This window comes from Brevundimonas sp. DW-iso22 (assembly GCF_058725425.1).
Genome location: NZ_JBZXEB010000006.1, coordinates 122270 through 140449, shown reverse-complemented (window position 1 = coordinate 140449; position 18180 = coordinate 122270). Strand labels below are relative to the sequence as shown.

The window sequence follows — 18180 nt, the reverse complement described above, 5'->3', positions numbered from 1 at the left end:
TCCCCTTCATGGGGAGGGAGAAAGGCCAGTTACTCGACCGTCGAACCTCTGGTTTCGCCCACGCGCGCGGCCAGTGCGGCACCCATGAAGGCGTCCAGATCGCCGTCCAGAACACCCTGCGTGTCCGACGTCTCGACGTTGGTGCGCAGGTCCTTGACCATCTGATACGGCTGCAGGACGTACGATCGGATCTGGTGACCCCAGCCAATGTCGGTCTTGGCGTCAGCCATCGCCTGGGCGGCGGCCTCGCGCTTCTGCAACTCCAGCTCGTACAGCCGGGCCCGCAGCATCTTCCACGCCATCTCGCGGTTCTGATGCTGTGAGCGCCCGGCCTGACAGGCCACGACGGTGTTGGTCGGGGTGTGGGTCAGACGGACGGCCGAATCGGTCTTGTTGATGTGCTGACCGCCTGAGCCCGAGGCGCGATAGGTGTCGGTGCGCACATCAGCCGGATTGATGTCGATCTCGATCGTATCATCGACCACGGGCGAAACGCCGATCGAGGCAAAGCTGGTGTGCCGCTTGGCGGCGGCGTCATAGGGGCTGATGCGAACCAGGCGATGGACGCCCGATTCCGACTTCAGCCAGCCATAGGCATTCGGCCCACTGATCAGGATGGTGGACGACTTGATGCCCGCCTGCTCGCCCTCTTCCTGAGCCTCGATCTGAACCTCATAGCCGTGCGCCTTGGCCCAGCGGCTATACATGCGCAGCAACATCCCGGCCCAGTCATTGGACTCCGTCCCGCCGGCACCGGAATTCACTTCCAGATAGGCGTCATTGCCATCGGCTTCGCCGGACAGCAGGGCCTCCAGCTCGGCGCGGGTGGCGCGATCCTTGATCGCCTTCAGGCTGGTGCGCGCCTCTTCCAGCGTCGCCTCGTCGCCTTCCTCATCGGCCATTTCGGACAGCATGACGCCATCCTCCAGCCCCTGCTCCATCTCGCGGACGGTATCGATCTGAGCGGCCAGGCGGGCGCGGTCTCGCGACACGGCCTGTGCCTGCTCGGCGTCATTCCACAGGGTCGGGTCTTCGACCCTCGCGTTCAGCTCATCCAGTTTTCGAAGCGCGACATCCCAGTCAAAGACGCCTCCTGAGCAGAGCGATGCTCTGCTCGATGTCGGCCTTCATGGCCTCGACATCCGGTCTCATCGCAATCTCCACGCGATACAATATGGGGACGCGGGACATAGAGGGTGTCGCCGCACGTGGCTAGGGCCGATGGCTCAATACAGCCCGCTCAGGTCTTCGGCAGGGGGCGGAGTCGGCTGAGGCGTCGTCGGGGCCGGGGCGACCGGTCCCGGAGCAGGGCCCTGTGCCTCTTCCTGCTCTCGGCGGATAACTTCATTATAGTTTTGAGGCCCCGTGGGAACGGTCGGGCCCGTCGGTGCGCGTTCCTCGATCCGCCGTGTCGTTCCGGGGCGGAAGGCTTCCTCGATGCCGTTCACACTGCGGAAGATGGCGTTCTTGGGCCGCACGAACGGACGCGCCGGGCGCTCGCGCAGTGCCGTCTGCATGAAGTCGGCGAATACGGGCACAGCCGCCGTCGTGCCCGTCTCGCCGTAGCCCAGCGAGCGGTTGTCGTCGAAGCCGATGAAGACACCAACGACGATGTCAGACGAAAAGCCTACGAACCAGGCAGAGCGATACTCATTGGTCGTGCCGGTCTTGCCCCCGACCCAGCGGCCCAGGCCGCGGGCGCTGGCCGCTGTGCCGCGTTGAACGACACCTTCCAGCATCGAGCTCATCTGATAGGCGGTGATCGGATCGATGACCTGTTGGCCACGCGGGTCAAGCCTCGGCGATTCCTGACCGGTGAATGGGCGACCACAGTCACGGCAGCGGCGGTCGTCGGCGCGATAGATGGTCTCGCCGTCGCGATCCTGGACCATTTCGATGAGATAGGGGTTCACGCGGCGCCCCCCGTTGACGAAGGCGGCATAGGCTGCGGTCAGGCGATAGGGCGTGGTCTCCCCTGCCCCCAGCGACACCGACAGATTGGGCGTCAGGTTGTCGGCCACGCCCATCTTCTCGGACAGGGCCACGATGTTGTCCATGCCGACCGACTGAGCCAGCCGCACCGTCATGACGTTGCGCGACAGCTCCAGCCCACGGCGCAGGCTCTGGGGCCCATAGTACTGACGGCTGTAGTTCTCGGGCGTCCAGCGCCCGCCATTGGCCCCGCCCGCAAAGCTGATCGGGGCGTCCAGCACGATCGATGCCGGCGTGAAGTCGCCCTCCAGAGCGGCGGCATAGACGAAGGGTTTGTAGGCCGAACCCGGCTGGCGCTCCGCCTGCGTCGCACGGTTGAAGCTGGACAAGGCATAGGAATAGCCCCCCACCATCGCCAGCACACGGCCGGACTGTGGCTCTATGGCGACCAGGGCTCCGTTGACGCGCGGTACCTGCTTCAAGGCGAACTGGCCGCCTGTGAGCTCCACGAAGATCAGATCGCCGCGCTTCAGCGGACGGTTGGCATTGGCCCAGGCGGCATCGGCGGCCAGCAGGCTGCCGGTCCGTCCGTCACGCGCGGTGATGATACGGACGTTATTGCCCGAGACGCTGTCGACAGCCGCCGCCTGCCAGGCCCTGCGCTCCGGCGGGCGTGTCTCTGCCAAGGCCACGTCCTGCCAGCCTTCAGCGAAGTCCGTCGTGCCCCAGGCCCCGCGCCAGCCGTGGCGACGGTCATAGTTCTCCAAACCCTTCATCAGCGCATCACGAGCGGCTGATTGCAACGACGGGTCCAGGGTCGTGCGCATGTAGTAGCCGCCGCGGTTCACATCGTCCCGCCCGAAGCGGGCGATGGCTTGACGCCGCGCCTCCTCGACGAAGAAGTCAGCGTCGGCATACTGGGCACGCCGCGGCGCGTCCTGGGTGGTCAACGGGCGGGCGCGCGCCTCGATCAGTTGGGCGTCGGTCAGCCAGCCATTTTGGTTCATTTCGCCCAGAACCCAGTCCCGGCGGCCCGTCGCCCGGCCGGGGAAGCGTTTGGGATGATAGTTGGCCGGTCCCTTGGGCAGGGCCGCCAGAAACGCCGCCTCGTCCGGGCTCAGTTCACTGAGTGACTTGCCGAAATAGTTGTAGGCCGCCGCCGCCACGCCGAACGAGCGATAACCCAGGTAGATTTCATTCAGATACAGCTCGAGGATCTGCTCCTTGGTCAGCGTCGCCTCGAGGCGGTTGGACAGAATGGCTTCCTTGACCTTGCGGTTTACGCCGGTCTGGCCGGCCAACAGCACATTCTTGGCGACCTGCTGGGTGATCGTCGAGCCGCCTTCCAGGCGCCGACCCGAGGCGGCGTTGAAGACGTTCTTGAACATGGCCCGGCCCAGCCCAGACACGTCGATGCCGCCGTGGTTGAAGAAGTCATTGTCCTCGGCCGACAGGAAGGCCTGAACGACGGGCTCGGGGATCTGTTCATAGGGTACATAGATTCGGCGTTCGTCCGAGAACTCGCCGATCAGGGTGCCGTCGCCGGCATAGACACGCGTCGCCGTCGCCGGGCGATAATCGGCCAGGTCGGAGGCGTCCGGCAGGTCGTGGAAAAGCCAGGCGGCGTAGATGGCCACGGCCAGGCCCACCACGGCAATGCCGCCAAGCAGGACGATACCCGCCCTTACGAACCAGCGTTCGGCAATCTTCACCTGAAACTCCGGGGCGCGCGCATTGATGTGGGTTTAGCTTGCCTCGCCGGGGTTCGCTATAGCGACAATGACACGACGAGCCAGATAGCGTCAGGGACGCCCCGGACCAACGGTTGCGGCCATCTGGATGTCGCCCTCAGCTTGGCGGAAATAGGCATCGATCCCGGCCGCCACAGCCCGGATCAACCGGCGGCGGGCGCGAGTGTCGGTCAGCAGACGCTCATCCTCCGGATTGGTCATATAGCCCATCTCCAGCAGTACAGCGGGCACATCGGGGGCCAGCAACACCGCCAGACCCGCGTCGCGGTGGCTCCGGCGCAGCAGGGGGTGATCCGCCTGCTCGATCTCGCCCAGCAGGGTCCGCGCTAGACGAGCCGAGCGGTTCTGGGTCGCGCGCTGGGTCATATCCAGCAGTATGCGATCCACCGAAGCATCGCGGCCCGGCAGGTTCAGGTTCTGCTGCCAGTTCTCATCGCGCGTGAACTCCCTGACCGCCCGCCCGGCCCCCTGTTCCGACAGGGTATAGACGCTGGCCCCGCGCGTGGCGGGATCGGCGATGGCGTCGGCGTGCAGCGAAATGAACAGATCCGCCCCGGCCCGGCGCGCGATCTCGACCCGGCGGTTCAGGCCGACATAGACGTCGGTGTCCCGGGTCAATTGCACGCGGTACCGACCCGTCCGCTCCAACTCCTGTTTCAGCAGTTGCGCGGCGGCCAGGGTGACGGCGCTTTCGTGCGTCGTGGTTCCGGCCGCGCCGGGATCACGCCCGCCATGACCCGGGTCGATCACCACAAGCGGCCGCTCGGTACGGCGCGTCGGCAGGCGCACGCTGCGATCCGGACGCGGGGTCGGTGCCCGCCCAGTCGCCTTCAGATCGATGACATAGCGATAGTGGTCGATGCCGTCGCCGGGCGGCAGCAGGAACCGGCGCTCGATCTCGGCGGTGCTGCTAAGGTCCAGTTCGACACGCGACGCCCCGCCCGCCCCGGCAATTCGCCAGTTGCGTACCAGACCGCTGCCCTGCCCTGTCCGCGTCTGCCCCGGAGCGATGCCAGACAGGGCAACCACAACGTGGCCATCATCGCCGGATTGAACGACTTCACCCCGCGACGTCCGGTCCAGGTCGACCACGACCCGCGTCCGCTGCGTATCGCCGCCGAAACGGACCCGCAGAACCTCGCCCATTGCTCCTGTGGCCAGGCCGCGCCCGGCCGCGAACACCGCAACCGCGAACGCCAACAATACGACAAGCGCCATCGCCCACTGGCGCGGGTTCCAACGCGTCGGATTGTTACGCCACAGCCCGCTCATTCTGACGAAGGCCTCGTTCATCAAGGTGAAACCATGATGGCGGCTGGACGTCGCCAAGGGGTTAAGAGCGCTGCGGCTTTTAATTCATGATTTTCATGACTATGATCTGTCTGCCTGCGAACCGATCGCGTTCCCTGACCTGTTCAGGAGCGGACGCGCCCTCCTCGCCAGGTGGACTTCCACTGATCCTAGGATCGACCGGCCTAATGCGGCCGAACGATTCGAAGACCCGGGTCCGCACCGCCCGCAGGGGCGCGACCGCGACCAGGACCGACTGAACTCATGGGCTTCATCGCCAGCGCTCCCCTCCGGTCTGAGTTGACCGACATCGCCTGCATCGACGGCATCCTGCCGCGCTGTGGCGGAGGAACGACGCCTGCGCTCGCCCACCTCACCCCCATTCGGCGAGCCGCCACACCGACCGGTCACGTACCGGCGGTCATGGCCCGAGCGCGCCAGAGAGAGACCACCCATGTCAAAGACCATGCTTATCGATGCGGCACATGCGGAAGAAACCCGCGTCGCGATCGTCGAAGGGCGTCAAATCGAGGAATTCGACTTTGAATCCCGCACGAAGCGTCAGCTTCGTGGAAATATCTATCTGGCCAAGGTCACCCGCGTAGAGCCCAGCCTGCAGGCCGCCTTCATCGAGTACGGCGGCAACCGTCACGGCTTCCTGGCCTTCAACGAAATCCACCCCGACTATTACCAGATCCCGGTCGCCGACCGCGAAGCCATCATGGCCGAGGCGCATTCGGACGAGGACGATCACGACGACCTCGGCCGCGAAAGCGACGACGGCGAGTCCGAAGGTGGCATGGCCGAGGAAGAGCGGCTGAAACGCCGCCTGATGCGCCGCTACAAGATCCAGGACGTCATCAAGCGCCGCCAGGTCATGCTGGTCCAGGTCGTCAAGGACGAGCGTGGTGGCAAGGGCGCGGCCCTGACCACCTGGCTATCGCTGGCCGGTCGCTACTGCGTGCTGATGCCCAATACCGGCAAGGGCGGCGGCATCTCGCGCAAGATCACCCAAGCCACCGACCGCAAGCGCCTGAAGGCCGCAGCCGCCGCCCTGGACGTGCCACGCGGCATGGGCCTGATCATTCGTACGGCCGGTGCCAAACGCACCAAGGCCGAGATCAAGCGCGACTATGAATATCTGCTGCGCCTGTGGGAAACGATCCGCGAAACGACACTGAAGTCCAACGCCCCTTCGATCATCTACGAAGAGGAAAACCTGGTCCGCCGCGCTGTTCGCGACATGTTCGACAAGGATTTCGACGGCATCCAGGTCGAGGGAGTTGAGGGCTTCAAGGAGGCCCGCGACTTCATGCGGGTGCTGATGCCCTCGCAGTCCAAGAAGGTGCATCTGTACCAGGGCGCGCGGCCCCTGTTCGCGACCAACGGCATCGAGGAGATGCTGACCCAGATCCATCAACCGGTCGTGCCCCTGCCGTCCGGCGGCTATCTGGTGATCAACCAGACCGAGGCCCTGGTCGCCATCGACGTCAACTCCGGTCGTTCGACCAAGGAGCGCAACGTCGAGGCCACGGCCACCAAGACCAATATCGAGGCCGCCATCGAGGCCGCGCGTCAGCTGCGCCTTCGCGACCTGGCCGGCCTGATCGTCATCGACTTCATCGACATGGATGAAGGCAAGAACAACCGCACCGTCGAGAAGGTACTGAAGGACGCCCTGGCCAAGGACCGCGCCCGCATCCAGATGGGTCGCATTTCCGGCTTCGGCCTGATGGAAATCAGCCGCCAGCGTCGCCGCCTGGGCGTGATCGAGGGGGCCACCGAGGTCTGCCCGCACTGCCAGGGCGCGGGTCGTGTCCGCTCCGCCGAGAGCGCCGCCCTGATGACCCTGCGGGCCGTCGATATCGAGGCCGGAAAGAACGGCGCGGGTGTGGTCAATCTGCGCCTGTCGACCGCCGTTGCCCTGTATATCCTGAATCACAAGCGCGACTATCTGAACAGCCTGCTGGTCAAGCGGGGCCTGAACGTCGTCATCCTGATCGATGACAGCCTGGGTCAGGGCGAACATGGTCTGGAGCGCATCGAGACCAATGAGGACTTCGTGCCCGAACAGGCACCGGCCTTCATCGACCTGGACGACGACTTCGACGACAGCGCCTATGACGACGAGGACGAGGCGGACGACGAGATCATCGCGGATGATGACGACGCCCTTGACCGCGAAGACAGCGACGACGACGAGCCGCGCGAGCGGGCCGAACGTCACGAGGGCGAGCATGGTGGACGTGGACGTCGTCGCCGTCGTGGCGGACGTCGGGACGAGACCGAAGCCGCGCCACGTGACGATGAGCCCGCCCCTGCCCTGACCGCTGGCGACGACGATGATGACAGCGAGGCCGGCCGTCGCCGTCGTCGCGGTCGTCGCGGCGGTCGCCGCACTCGCGAGGAAGGTACCGAACGCGACGCCTTCTTCTGGGTGCGCGGTCGCACGCCCTCGCTGGACGACCCCTATGTCTGGTTCGACCCGATCAATCCGGAACGGCCCCAGGCGAAAACTGAGCCCGCTGCCTCGACCCGAGTCGCCGACGATTTGGAAGAGCGCATCGGCGAACGCCCTGAAGGCGAGCGTGAAGGCCGCGAAGGCGGTCGCTCACGTCGTCGTCGCGGACGGGGACGCGGTCGTGACCGGGGCGGTGAACTGACCCACCAGGTCAAGGTCGAAGGCCGCGCCACCAACGAAGGCATGCCCGCCGACGGCTCGCCCGACACGCCGATGGCGGTTCAGGTCGAGACTGAGATCGAAGCTGCGCCTGCCGCGGTAATCGAAGAGCCCAAACGCCGTCGCGTCCGTCGCAAGACCTCGGCCAGCGCCACCGAAGCCTCCGAGCCCGAGGCGGTCACTGCACCGATCGAACCGAACGAAGCCGAGCCTGTAGCCTCTGAAGTCGCCGAACTGGACGTGTCACCGGCCCAGGCCGTCGAAGAGCGGGCTGAAGCACCGACCCCAGAGCCGAAGCCGGCCCCGGTTGCCGAGTTCGTCGCGCCTCAGCCGGAGATTGATGTCGCCGCCCTGATCGCCGATGATCCCGCCCAGATCGTCGCACCGCCCGAAAAGCCCAAACGCGGGTGGTGGCGCCGCTGAAAGGCCGCGATTAGATTGTGAGTTCGTGACGGACGGGGGCGTTCGAGGATTGAGGAGTTTGCCATGACCTGGCTGTCCCGACCTGTCCGCCGCCTGTTCGGGGCCGCGACCGCCGCCGGCATGCTGCTGGCGGCGGCCTCGCCCGCCTCGGCCCAGAGCGCCATCCGCGATACCGAGATCGAGGAGATCATCGACGAATGGTCCGCACCCGTCTTCGTCGCCATGGGGCTGGAACCCAGTGAAGTCGAGATACTGCTGGTCAATGACGACAGCCTGAACGCCTTCGCCACGCGCGGCCGGATCATGGGGCTGAACACCGGCTTGATCATGCGGACTCGCAATGCCAACGAACTGCTGGGCGTGGTCGCGCACGAGGCCGGTCACATCAAGAACCGCCATACTTTACGGGACGGGGCTCAGAACGCCGGCATGCAGCCCCTGCTGATGACCATGGCGCTCGGGGCCCTCGCCATTGCTGCGGGCGCACCCGACGCAGGGGCTGTCTTGCTGGGGAACAGCCAGTATTTCGGCACGCTGAGCGCTCTGCGCTACATCAGCCATCAGGAGGGCGAGGCCGACAATACGGCCGCTCGCGCCCTGGAGCGCTCCGGCGAGTCGGGTCGCGGACTGGTCAGCTTCTTCGAGCGCAATTTCCGCACGGAAGAAGTCTTCTCGGACGCACGCCGTTACCCCTATTTCCGCAGCCACCCGCTGTCGTCCGAGCGGATCGAGAACCTGCGCCGGATTGTGGGTGAAGGCACGCATAACAATGCTGTTGATCCGCCGGAACGCGCTGCCCAGCACGCCCTGGTCCTGGCCAAGATGCACGCCTTCATGGACCATCCGACCGATACCCTGCGGGCCTATCCCGAAACGGATGTCAGCCTGCCCGGGCGTTATGCCCGCGCCATCGCGTGGTATCGCCAGGGCGAGATCGACAAGGCGATCGCCGCCATCGACGTGTTGCTGAGCGAACAGCCTGAGAACCCTTATTTCTGGGAGTTGCGGGGTCAGGTGCTGATGGAGGAAGGGCGCCCGGCCGACGCTCTCGCCTCGCACCAGCGCTCCGTCGAACTCAAGCCGGATGCCCCCCTGCTGCGCGTCAATCTGGGCCACGCCCTGATCGCCTCGCAGGATACGACCAAGTTGGACCCGGCCATCCTGGAGCTGAAGCGCGCCGTGGCGCTGGAGCCCGACAACACCCTGGCCTGGCGTCTGCTGTCACAGGCCTATTCCAGTCAGGGCAAGGAGGGCGAAGCCCGCCTGGCCACCGCCGAGATGTATTTCGCCATGCGGTCGGAAACCCAGGCCACCCAGTTCGCCCTGCGCGCCCGCGACATGCTGGATCGCGGCACACCGGAGTGGACGCGGGCCATGGACATCGTCTTCGCCTCGGGCGCGACCCAGGCCGATGTCGATGACGTCGACCGCCGCAACGCCCGCCGCCAATCCACCATCATCCCCGCCGGCGGCTGAGCCCGATCTCTCCAGGATATAAATGACCGACACGCCCGAACTCGCGCCCGATGTCGCGCCGAAACCTGCCCGCGCCTCGTGGTTCTCTGACGCCAAGGTGGGTCTGGCCGGACTGGTGGTCGGCCTGATCGCCCTGGTCATCGCCGTGGCACCCTATGCGACCGGCGGCGACTTCGACGCCCGCGTGCGCAGCTATCTGCTGGCCAATCCGGAAGTGCTTCAAGAAGTCAGCGACGCCCTGAACGCCAAGGCCGACGTCGCCCGTCAGGCGGCGGATCGCGACCTGGCCGGTCAGATCACGGCCCGCGCCGCCGCCAATCCGGCCCTGCTGGCCGCTGATCCGCGCGACCCGTCATTCGGTCCCGCAGACGCCAAGGTGACGGTGGTGGAGTTCTTCGACTTCCGCTGCCCCGGCTGCAAGGCGACGGCACCCGAGGTCCTGGCCCTGATGCAGGCTCATCCGGACGTACGGTTCGTGTTCAAGGACTGGCCGATCCTGGATCGCGGCAGCGACGGCATGTCCCATCTGTCGGCCCGGGCCGCCCAGGCCGCGCATCGTCAGGGCAAGTATCTGCCGGTCTTCCGTGACCTGATGGCCGAACCCGACCTGACGCCGGACACCATCGCCCGCATTCTGAACGACAACGGCGTGTCCCTGCTCCAAGCCGAGGCAGCCATGGCCAGCGGCGAGATCGCCTCGCACCTGGCAGACGTTCAGACGACGGCGACGACGCTGGGTCTGCAAGGCACGCCGACCTTCCTGATCAACGGCAAGGCCAGCGCGACCATCCAGCCTGCGGATATTGATGCCGCGATCCGGGCAGCCAAGGCGAGCTGAGCTCGCCCTGCCCTGTTCGGCTAGGTAATCGCCCCGACGCAACCTTCGTCGCCGCCCATGGGCAGCGGCGCGTCGGTCAGCGACAGCGTCCAGCCGTGGTGGGTGTCCAGGCCGCGACGCCGAATGCCGCCGCCGTCACCGGCATCGCCACCGGCATCGACGACGACGCGGCGGCCCGTCGGCAGGGCGGCGGGGTCGATCCGGCCGACGGCCAAGGCACTGGGCGTCTCACCACCGAAGCCGTCGAACACGCTGAGGCCAGCCCATTCGCGGCGCAGGCCGGTCCACCAGGGGTCGCCCGCATTGACGGCCAGGACGGCGACGCCGTGACCTTCGGACGCCCATTTCAGCGCCGCCTGGGGATCGCGCACGGACCGCATATCGGCGGCGGCTCCGAAGCGCAGGCGAGCCCCGTCGAAGGCGCGGGTCGGCTCTATCGGAGACCAGACCTGGACCTTCATCCGGCCCTGACGCGCCAGGCCCCAGCCGACGATCTGACGCCAGAGGGATTCGACCGCTTCCTGGTTATCGGGCTCGGTCTGGGCCAGGACGCGATCCAGCACGCGCTGTTCACGGTCCGGACGCAGTTTGACGTGAGGCCCGGCAGGGGCGTCCTTGGCCTGGCCGACGCGGGCAGCGATGGCGAGGCGGCGCTGGAACAAGGCCAGAAGTTCGTCGTCCAGCAGATCGATCTCGTGGCGCAAGGCCGAGAGCGCCATGTGTTCAGGGCTGATGTCAGTCAAAGCGGGCCAGACTTGCTGGAGGGCGGTTTTAGTGTGGGGCACGGTATTGGGCTTTCGGTATTCGACAGGGCTGCGATGAGGTGTTTTGCGAGCCGCCGCTCCGTCGCGGAGCGGTCGCCGGCGAGGCCGTCAGGAGCGAGTGCCCGACGCCTCAGCCGGCGTATCGAAAGCCGTAGGCATAGAGGCCCGACACCGCGAAAACGCGGGCGGTAAAGGTCGCAGCGATTGCTTGCGGACGGGCCATGCGCCTCACTGGACGCAAGGAACGTGCGGCGTCAAGCCGGTTTGGCGCTCAGCAGGACGAAACGCGTGCGATTTTCGGCCACGTCCTGAATATCGTTGCGCAAAATCGACAGGTCATAGACCTCGGCCGCACGGGTGGGCGCGACCGCAGCGCGGCTCTTGTCTCCCGCCTCGGCGACCGAACGGGCGGCCCCCGCGGTATCGAAGACAATGACCAGCTCAATATTCAGACCCGTCAGGGTGGTGCTACACTGGCGCAGGGCGATGGGATGGCTCTCGGCCGTCCTGATGTCCGCCAAACGCGCGCCGTGCGGGGCCATCAGGGCCAGGCGGATAGGTCGCCAGACCTCCGAGACGATGTGCAGGCCGCTGTTCTCCACCAAGGTCGCCGCCGGCTCGACCCGGCCGATGGTTGAGTTCTCGACGGGGATCAGGGCACAGCCGACATCGCCAGCCTGCAAGGCCTCCAGCACATGCTCGAACGTCTGATACGGCACGGCCTCGTCCCAGGGACGCAGATCGATGCAGGCTTCGTGGCTGAAGGCACCGGGCGCACCCTGATAGCCGCACCGTCCGGCGGCATCGTCACCTTCGGGCTTGCCGACACCCTCCAGCACGGTCAGGCCGCCTTCGATCGCGCCTGACGCCCGGTCTTCAGGCGCTCAGCGACCAGGAAGGCCAGCTCCAGCGCTTGGTCGGCATTCAGACGGGGGTCGCAGTGGGTGTGGTAGCGGCTGGACAGGTCGTCCTCGGTCACGGCCTGGGCTCCGCCCAAGCATTCGGTGACGTTCTGACCGGTCATTTCCAGATGGACACCGCCGGGGTGAACGCCCTCGGCCTCGGCCACGTCGATGAAGGTCTTCACCTCGCCCAGGATGCGATCGAACGGCCGGGTCTTGTAGCCATTCGACGCCTTCAGTGTATTGCCGTGCATCGGGTCGATGGACCAGATCACCCGCCTGCCCTCGGCCTTCACCGCCTTCATCAGGCGCGGCAGGCGGTCACCGACCTTGTCGTGGCCAAAGCGGCCGATCAGCGTCAGGCGACCCGGCGTATTGTCCGGGTTGAGGGCGTCGATCAGCGGCAGGATATCGTCCGGCTCCATCGTCGGGCCGCACTTGACGCCGATCGGATTGCGGATACCGCGCATGAACTCGACATGGGCTCCGTCCAGCTGGCGCGTACGCTCGCCAATCCACAGCATGTGGGCCGAGGTGTCGAACCATTCGCCCGACCCGCCGTCCAGGCGCGTCAGGGCGCTTTCGACGTTCAGCAGCAGGGCTTCGTGGCTGGTGAAGACCTCGACGCGCGACAGGTCGGGATGGGTCTCGGGCGTGACGCCGACCGCCTCCATGAAGGCCAGGGCCTCGGTGATCTTCTCGGCCAGTTCGCGGTACTGCGCCCCAACGGCATGGTCGGCGAACCCGAGCGTCCATCGGTGAATGTTGTACAGGTCCGCATAGCCGCCGCCCGCGAATGCGCGCAGCAGGTTCAGGGTCGAGGCGGACTGGTTATAGGCCCGCAGCAGACGCTGAGGGTCGGGAATCCGCTCTTCCGGCGTGAAGTTCATGCCGTTGATGATGTCGCCGCGATAGGACGGCAGTTCGACATCGCCGATCTGCTCCACGCCCGACGAACGCGGCTTGGCGAACTGTCCGGCGATACGGCCAACCTTCACCACCGGCTTGCGGCCCGCAAAGGTCAGGACGACCGCCATCTGCAGGATCAGGCGGAAGGTGTCGCGGATGTTGTCCGTCGAAAACTCCTTGAAGCTCTCGGCACAGTCTCCGCCCTGCAACAGGAAGGCCTCGCCCGCCTCGACCTGGGCCAGTTTGGAGGTCAGGCGTCGCGCCTCACCGGCGAACACCAGCGGCGGCATGGCGCGCAGTTCATCCTCGACACGCGCCAGTTCGGCCATGTCCGGATAGTCCGTCGGCATCTGCACGACGGGTTTCTGTCTCCAGCTTTCGGGGGTCCAGCGCGTTGTCATGAATACAGAATAGGCTTTCGACGGGGCCGCGACAACGCATGGCGTTGCAGTGCGGCAAAAGGAGTGCGCGAAGGCAGGATCAGAGAAACGGACCGACCTTCTTCTCCAGCAACGCCACCAGTTCGGGCTGCATGAAGGTGTAGTCGTCGGGGATGTCGAGGCAGATGACGCGGGCGCGCTTCAGATGGGCCTTGAAGCGGCGTTGCAGTTTGGCGCGGTGGGCGCGCTCCATGACGAAGATGATGTCGGCCCATTCCACCAGTTCTGCGGAGCATTCCTCTTCCGCATCGGAAGCCAGGCCGGCGGAGGCGGTCTCGACGCCGGGCCACGAGGCGACCACCTGCTCGGCCGTGGGGGAGCGGAGGCGGTTGCGGGAACAGAGGAAGAGGAGGTTGGTCATTAGACCTCGCCAGCCTCACGCTCTCGTTTCTTTCTTTCCCTCTCCGCTTCGATTTCAGCGAGAGATCTCAGTTCTTCAACTTGCTCCGCATCGCCCGAGAAATTGGGAGGAAGACGATAGTGCGTCCCGGCGGGCGAATTGCGAGCCAAAGCTTCGATTGTTGGAAACCACCTAATGAGGTAGGCAATCTGCCCAAACCTACCGAGGCCATCAAAATACTGCTTCGACGACGGAAAGATTGCAACAAGCCCAGCCGCTTCCAGCGCGGCTCGCTCTAGAGCCACGTTCCGCATTCGGGCATCGCCGGAGACTACAGCGCGCCCGCCACGAGCAGAGAAGTCCTCTATCCAAGGCACATCCTCCATGCCCAGTTGCCCTCTGTGACGTGGGCTTTCAAGTTCAAGGTCGGCGGCGATATTCAAAGTGCCTAGCGCGTCGACGACGCGCCACGAGATACATTCGTCGAACCGAATGATCGTCAAGCTGCGAGCCGATCCTCGAATTCGATAGCCTGACGGACCGCTTCTTCCGAGACGCCGTACCAATCCCCGGCTTCTGTTGGCCCGTCAGTTTCGGCAGCGACCGAAAGTGTTTCGGTAGGAACTGCGACGCCATGTTCCACCACCACGGGCCGCCCGAACGCGCGATGGGGATCGACTCTAACCAATGGCAGTTTTTCTGGATCGGGCTCCAACCAAGCTGCACGACCTCCTCTGAACTCAACTCGTCCAGCCAAGCAGGGTCGCAGGACTTCTTCAGCCGCGTAGCAGTCCGTCAGAAGTTCAATGAGTTTCTGATCTTTAACCTCAAAAACAAATCGGCCATCGGTGATGAGTTGGCGATCTCGCGCCAAAGGATGATCGTCGTTCAGCCGCTGCCGCAAGATCTTCATAAGTGTGCGAAGACGGCGACTGCTGATCCCCTCGGCAATGAGATAGGCGATCGCTCTGGCTTCAACGAGCGCATCAAATGACAGCGCGATACGCCCTGCAACCCGGTCAAAATCCGAAACAATCAAAGGCGGATGGCCATCGGTCCAAGATGCCACCTTCTGAGCATCTACCCCGATCAGCCGACCGACTTGGCTCGTCGTAAACGCGCCACGCCGACCAAGCTCAATCCATGATGAGGGCGATTCCATATTCATTCTCCCTCGATGTTAGCGCGCAAAAGTTGATGGAGCCTAATCTGGTCTCACGACAGAAACGGACGCAGCGGATCAAAGCGGAATATTATCGTGCTTCTTCCACGGGTTTTCCATCACCTTCCCCTTCAGCGTCCGTAGCGCCTTGATCAGCCGCCGCCGCGTGCCGTGGGGCATGATCACGTCGTCGATATAGCCGAGGCCCGCGGCCACGAAGGGGTTGGCGAAGCGGGCTTTGTATTCGGCCTCGCGGGCGGCGAGGGCCTCGGGGTCGCCGGCTTCCTTGCGGAAGATGATCTCGACCGCGCCCTTGGCGCCCATGACGGCGATTTCGGCGCTGGGCCAGGCGTAGTTGACGTCGCCGCGCAGGTGTTTGGAGCTCATCACGTCATAGGCGCCGCCATAGGCCTTGCGCGTGATCAGGGTCAGTTTGGGGACGGTCGCCTCGGCATAGGCGAACAGCAGCTTGGCCCCGTGCTTGATCAGGCCGCCGTATTCCTGGCGCGTGCCGGGCATGAAGCCGGGCACATCGACGAAGGTCACCAGCGGCAGGCCGAAGGCGTCGCAGAAGCGGACGAAGCGGGCGGCCTTGCGACTGCTATCGATGTCCAGCACGCCCGCCAGCACCTGGGGCTGGTTGGCGACGATGCCGACGGGCTGGCCGTCCAGACGGCCAAAGCCGCAGACGATGTTCTTCGCAAAGTCCGCGCCGATCTCGAAAAAGTCGGCCTCGTCCACCGTCTTCAGGATCAGTTCCTTGATGTCATAGGGCTGGTTCGGATTGGCGGGGACGAGGGTGTCCAGGCTGGCCTCGTCGCGCTCGGGGTCGTCGTAGCTGTCGCGGACCGGGGGCTTTTCGCGGTTGGACAGGGGCAGAAAGCCGATCAGGCGGCGGACTTCGGACAGGGCCTCCAGGTCGTTCTCGAAGGCGCCGTCGGCGACGCCGGACTTGCCAGCATGGACGCGGGCGCCGCCCAGGTCCTCATGGCTGACGACCTCGTTGGTGACGGTCTTCACCACGTCGGGGCCGGTCACGTACATGTACGACGTGTCTTTCACCATGAAGATGAAGTCGGTGATGGCGGGGGAATAGACGTCGCCGCCGGCGCACGGTCCCATGATCACGCTGATCTGGGGGATGACGCCCGAGGCCAGCGTGTTCTGAAGGAAGATGTCGGCATAGCCGGCGAGGCTTTCGACGCCCTCCTGGATGCGGGCACCGCCGGCGTCGAACAGGCCGATGATGGGGGCGCCGTTGGTCAGGGCCATCTTCTGCAGCTTGACGATCTTCGCCGCATGCGCGCCGGAAAGGGAGCCGCCGAAGACGGTGAAATCCTTGGAGAAGACATAGACCAGCCGCCCGCCGATGGTGCCGCGGCCGGTCACGACGCCGTCGCCGGGGATGCGCTGTTTCTCCATGCCGAAGTCGTGGGAGCGATGCTCCACGAACATGTCGGTTTCCTCGAAGGAGCCTTCGTCCAGCAGGACCTCGATCCGCTCGCGTGCGGTCAGCTTGCCCTTCTTGTGCTGGGCCGCGATCCGGGCCTCGCCTCCCCCCAGTTTGGCGGCGGCACGGCGGGCTTCGAGCTGGTCGAGGATGTCTTGCATGAGGCGTCTCCTTAGGCGCGAGGCTTAAGGAGACGCAGGGCCGGTGGCAAGGTGTCTGCCTTTAGGTCAAGCCGTCAGGGCCGCCAGACGGGTCAGTTCGGCGACGTGGGCGGAGAAGGCCTTGCGCCCCTTGCCGGTCAGGCTGGCCCAGGTGCGCTGGCGTCCGTCCTGGGTCATCTTGCTGAGCACGATATAGCCCGCCTCCTCCAGCAGCTTCAGATGCTTGGACAGGACCGAGTCCGACACCTTGATGGCGTCGCGCAGCATGGCGAACTCCGCATCGGAGACGGACGACAGGATGGCGCAGATCTGCAACCGGCCGGGCGCATGGATCAGGGTGTCGAGGGCGGGCGCGGCGCTCATCCCTGCCCCGCCAGCAGATCGCGGCGATAGGCCCGCATCCACAGCCGCCCGCCGATGATGCCGGTCACGCCGGCCAGAGCTCCGGCCACGATGGGGGCCCAGAACGGTCCGTCGAACAAGCGGGTCCAGAAGGACAGGCCCATCAACCCCATCAGGACGGCGACCATGCCCCAAGCGACCCAGCGCGCACGCGGCGGGGTGTAGCCACTGACCCACCAGCCGGTCCGCTTGCGCCACCACTGCACCATGAAGACCAGGGCGACGATGGAGAGCACCAGCGTCACGGTGCTCCACGGCTGGGGCAGCCCGGCCCCGCCGACCATCAGGGCCAGCATGCCGCCATAGGCCAGATCCCAGGCGAAGGGGTAGTTCAGCGTCTCTCCCACGCTGGCGCGGGCAGCCTGAATGGAAGCCAGGGCTTCCTGCGGTGTCGGGTCTTGGGTCATGGACATTCCTCACTTTCCGATATGGAAAGCGTATCATGACTTTCCATGATGGCAAGCGATAATTTTCCAGACTGGAAAGTTAGTGGTTCAGCGCCTTGAACCACCGCTCCAGCAGCATGGCCTCGGCGCGGCGCAGGGCCGTACGTTCGGCATTGTCGGCGTCGATGCCCCACTGCTCTTCCTGGAAGGCCTCCTCCAGTCGGGACAGGTCGAAAGCGGCCTCGCCGGTCAGGGCTCCGCGCTGCAAAGCCAGACCCAGGACGGCACTGCCGAGCAGGGGCACGGCCGTGGCCAGGCCGGTCAGGGCGAAATCGTCCAGCGACAGGGCGAGGTCGCGCACGCGTGCGATGGCCGCGGGGTCCTGCGGGCAATGGACGATGCCCTCGGCGGAGACCAGCATGACGCCCAGTTCGTGCGCGGCCCAGTCGCGCCACGGGGCCCACTCCCGGGCTTGCCGAGTGACCAGCGGGGTCGGATGTTCGGCCAGGTAGCAGAGGGCGTCGGAGCCGGCATAGGCGGCGATCTCGTCGGCGACGGGCTCGCGCGTCTGGCTGACCCGGTCGATGGCGGTGGAGGCCAGGCGGGTGGCGGGCATGGTGCCGGGCTCGATGAACTCGCCTTGCGCGGACCATTCCTCGGCGACCAGACGGGCAGCGGCCTCGGTCGGCAGGGTCAGTTTCGCATGGGCGGGGGTCTTGGGCGTACGACCGTCCAGTGTGACCGACCAGCCGCCCTCCCCTTCGACGACATCGACGGCTTTCCAGAACCGCTTCAGCCGCTCTTCGGATTCCCGGAAACCCTTGCGGGCGGCGACCATGGGATCGAGGGGCGGGATATGGCTCATGACAGGGTC

Annotated in this window: 16 protein-coding genes and 1 pseudogene; 4 read left to right on the top strand and 13 right to left on the bottom strand. The window is 65.6% G+C overall.

Going from position 1 to position 18180, the window contains the following annotated elements; genetic code table 11:
• Positions 1 to 29: 29 nt before the first annotated feature.
• From prfB to AC4PRM_RS11295, 3 genes are all read right to left on the bottom strand, one after another.
• A protein-coding gene (gene prfB, locus AC4PRM_RS11305; protein ID WP_492039928.1) for a peptide chain release factor 2 occupies positions 30 to 1152 on the bottom strand; the annotation gives its coding sequence in 2 pieces (ribosomal slippage) (positions 30 to 1082 and positions 1084 to 1152; 1122 coding nt in all).
• Between the two features lie 74 nt (positions 1153 to 1226).
• Positions 1227 to 3644 carry a penicillin-binding protein 1A gene (locus AC4PRM_RS11300; RefSeq protein WP_492039927.1) on the bottom strand — a complete coding sequence of 806 codons (2418 nt, stop codon included), beginning with the start codon at positions 3642 to 3644 and terminating at the stop codon, positions 1227 to 1229.
• Between the two features lie 90 nt (positions 3645 to 3734).
• On the bottom strand, positions 3735 to 4955 hold the full coding sequence (locus tag AC4PRM_RS11295; protein ID WP_373257680.1) for an N-acetylmuramoyl-L-alanine amidase family protein: 1221 nt from the start codon (positions 4953 to 4955) through the stop codon (positions 3735 to 3737).
• A 472-nt stretch (positions 4956 to 5427) separates the two neighbouring features.
• On the opposite strand from AC4PRM_RS11295, the gene AC4PRM_RS11290 reads away from it, so the two are divergent.
• From AC4PRM_RS11290 to AC4PRM_RS11275, 4 genes and pseudogenes are all read left to right on the top strand, one after another.
• Positions 5428 to 8076, top strand: coding sequence for an Rne/Rng family ribonuclease (locus AC4PRM_RS11290; RefSeq protein ID WP_492039926.1), 2649 nt, complete (start codon positions 5428 to 5430; stop codon positions 8074 to 8076).
• 63 nt (positions 8077 to 8139) lie between these two features.
• Positions 8140 to 8811, top strand: a pseudogene (locus AC4PRM_RS11285) (M48 family metallopeptidase); the annotation flags it as partial.
• 87 nt (positions 8812 to 8898) lie between these two features.
• On the top strand, positions 8899 to 9552 hold the full coding sequence (locus tag AC4PRM_RS11280; protein ID WP_487922400.1) for a tetratricopeptide repeat protein: 654 nt from the start codon (positions 8899 to 8901) through the stop codon (positions 9550 to 9552).
• 22 nt (positions 9553 to 9574) lie between these two features.
• Positions 9575 to 10390: a DsbA family protein gene (locus tag AC4PRM_RS11275; protein ID WP_492039925.1), complete on the top strand. Its 816-nt coding sequence runs from the start codon at positions 9575 to 9577 to the stop codon at positions 10388 to 10390.
• A 20-nt stretch (positions 10391 to 10410) separates the two neighbouring features.
• On the opposite strand, the gene AC4PRM_RS11270 is transcribed toward AC4PRM_RS11275, so the two are convergent.
• The 10 genes from AC4PRM_RS11270 to AC4PRM_RS11225 all read right to left on the bottom strand — a co-directional run bounded on the left by AC4PRM_RS11270 (position 10411) and on the right by AC4PRM_RS11225 (position 18171).
• Positions 10411 to 11133: a chorismate mutase gene (locus tag AC4PRM_RS11270; protein ID WP_373257307.1), complete on the bottom strand. Its 723-nt coding sequence runs from the start codon at positions 11131 to 11133 to the stop codon at positions 10411 to 10413.
• 275 nt (positions 11134 to 11408) lie between these two features.
• Positions 11409 to 11993 carry a prephenate dehydratase domain-containing protein gene (locus tag AC4PRM_RS11265; protein WP_492039924.1) on the bottom strand — a complete coding sequence of 195 codons (585 nt, stop codon included), beginning with the start codon at positions 11991 to 11993 and terminating at the stop codon, positions 11409 to 11411.
• 2 nt (positions 11994 to 11995) lie between these two features.
• Positions 11996 to 13366, bottom strand: a complete 1371-nt coding sequence (locus tag AC4PRM_RS11260) for a class II 3-deoxy-7-phosphoheptulonate synthase (RefSeq protein WP_492039923.1) — start codon at positions 13364 to 13366, stop codon at positions 11996 to 11998.
• 79 nt (positions 13367 to 13445) lie between these two features.
• Complete coding sequence (locus AC4PRM_RS11255; protein ID WP_492039922.1) at positions 13446 to 13766, bottom strand: low molecular weight protein tyrosine phosphatase family protein; 321 nt, start codon at positions 13764 to 13766, stop codon at positions 13446 to 13448.
• Positions 13766 to 14248, bottom strand: a complete 483-nt coding sequence (locus tag AC4PRM_RS11250; protein ID WP_492039921.1) for a PIN-like domain-containing protein — start codon at positions 14246 to 14248, stop codon at positions 13766 to 13768. The genes AC4PRM_RS11255 and AC4PRM_RS11250 overlap by 1 nt, the downstream gene beginning before the upstream one ends.
• Positions 14245 to 14907 carry a hypothetical protein gene (locus AC4PRM_RS11245; protein WP_492039920.1) on the bottom strand — a complete coding sequence of 221 codons (663 nt, stop codon included), beginning with the start codon at positions 14905 to 14907 and terminating at the stop codon, positions 14245 to 14247. Before AC4PRM_RS11245 ends, AC4PRM_RS11250 begins: the two co-directional genes overlap by 4 nt.
• A gap of 78 nt (positions 14908 to 14985) precedes the next feature.
• Positions 14986 to 16518, bottom strand: a complete 1533-nt coding sequence (locus AC4PRM_RS11240) for an acyl-CoA carboxylase subunit beta (RefSeq protein WP_492039919.1) — start codon at positions 16516 to 16518, stop codon at positions 14986 to 14988.
• 66 nt (positions 16519 to 16584) lie between these two features.
• Positions 16585 to 16881, bottom strand: a complete 297-nt coding sequence (locus tag AC4PRM_RS11235) for a transcriptional regulator (protein WP_492039918.1) — start codon at positions 16879 to 16881, stop codon at positions 16585 to 16587.
• Positions 16878 to 17327 (bottom strand): hypothetical protein, encoded by a 450-nt coding sequence (locus AC4PRM_RS11230; protein WP_492039917.1) that lies wholly within the window; start codon positions 17325 to 17327, stop codon positions 16878 to 16880. The genes AC4PRM_RS11235 and AC4PRM_RS11230 overlap by 4 nt, the downstream gene beginning before the upstream one ends.
• 79 nt (positions 17328 to 17406) lie before the next feature.
• Entirely contained in the window at positions 17407 to 18171 is a 765-nt protein-coding gene (locus tag AC4PRM_RS11225) for an ATP12 family chaperone protein (RefSeq protein WP_492039916.1), read from the bottom strand.
• Between the last annotated feature and the right edge of the window lie 9 nt (positions 18172 to 18180).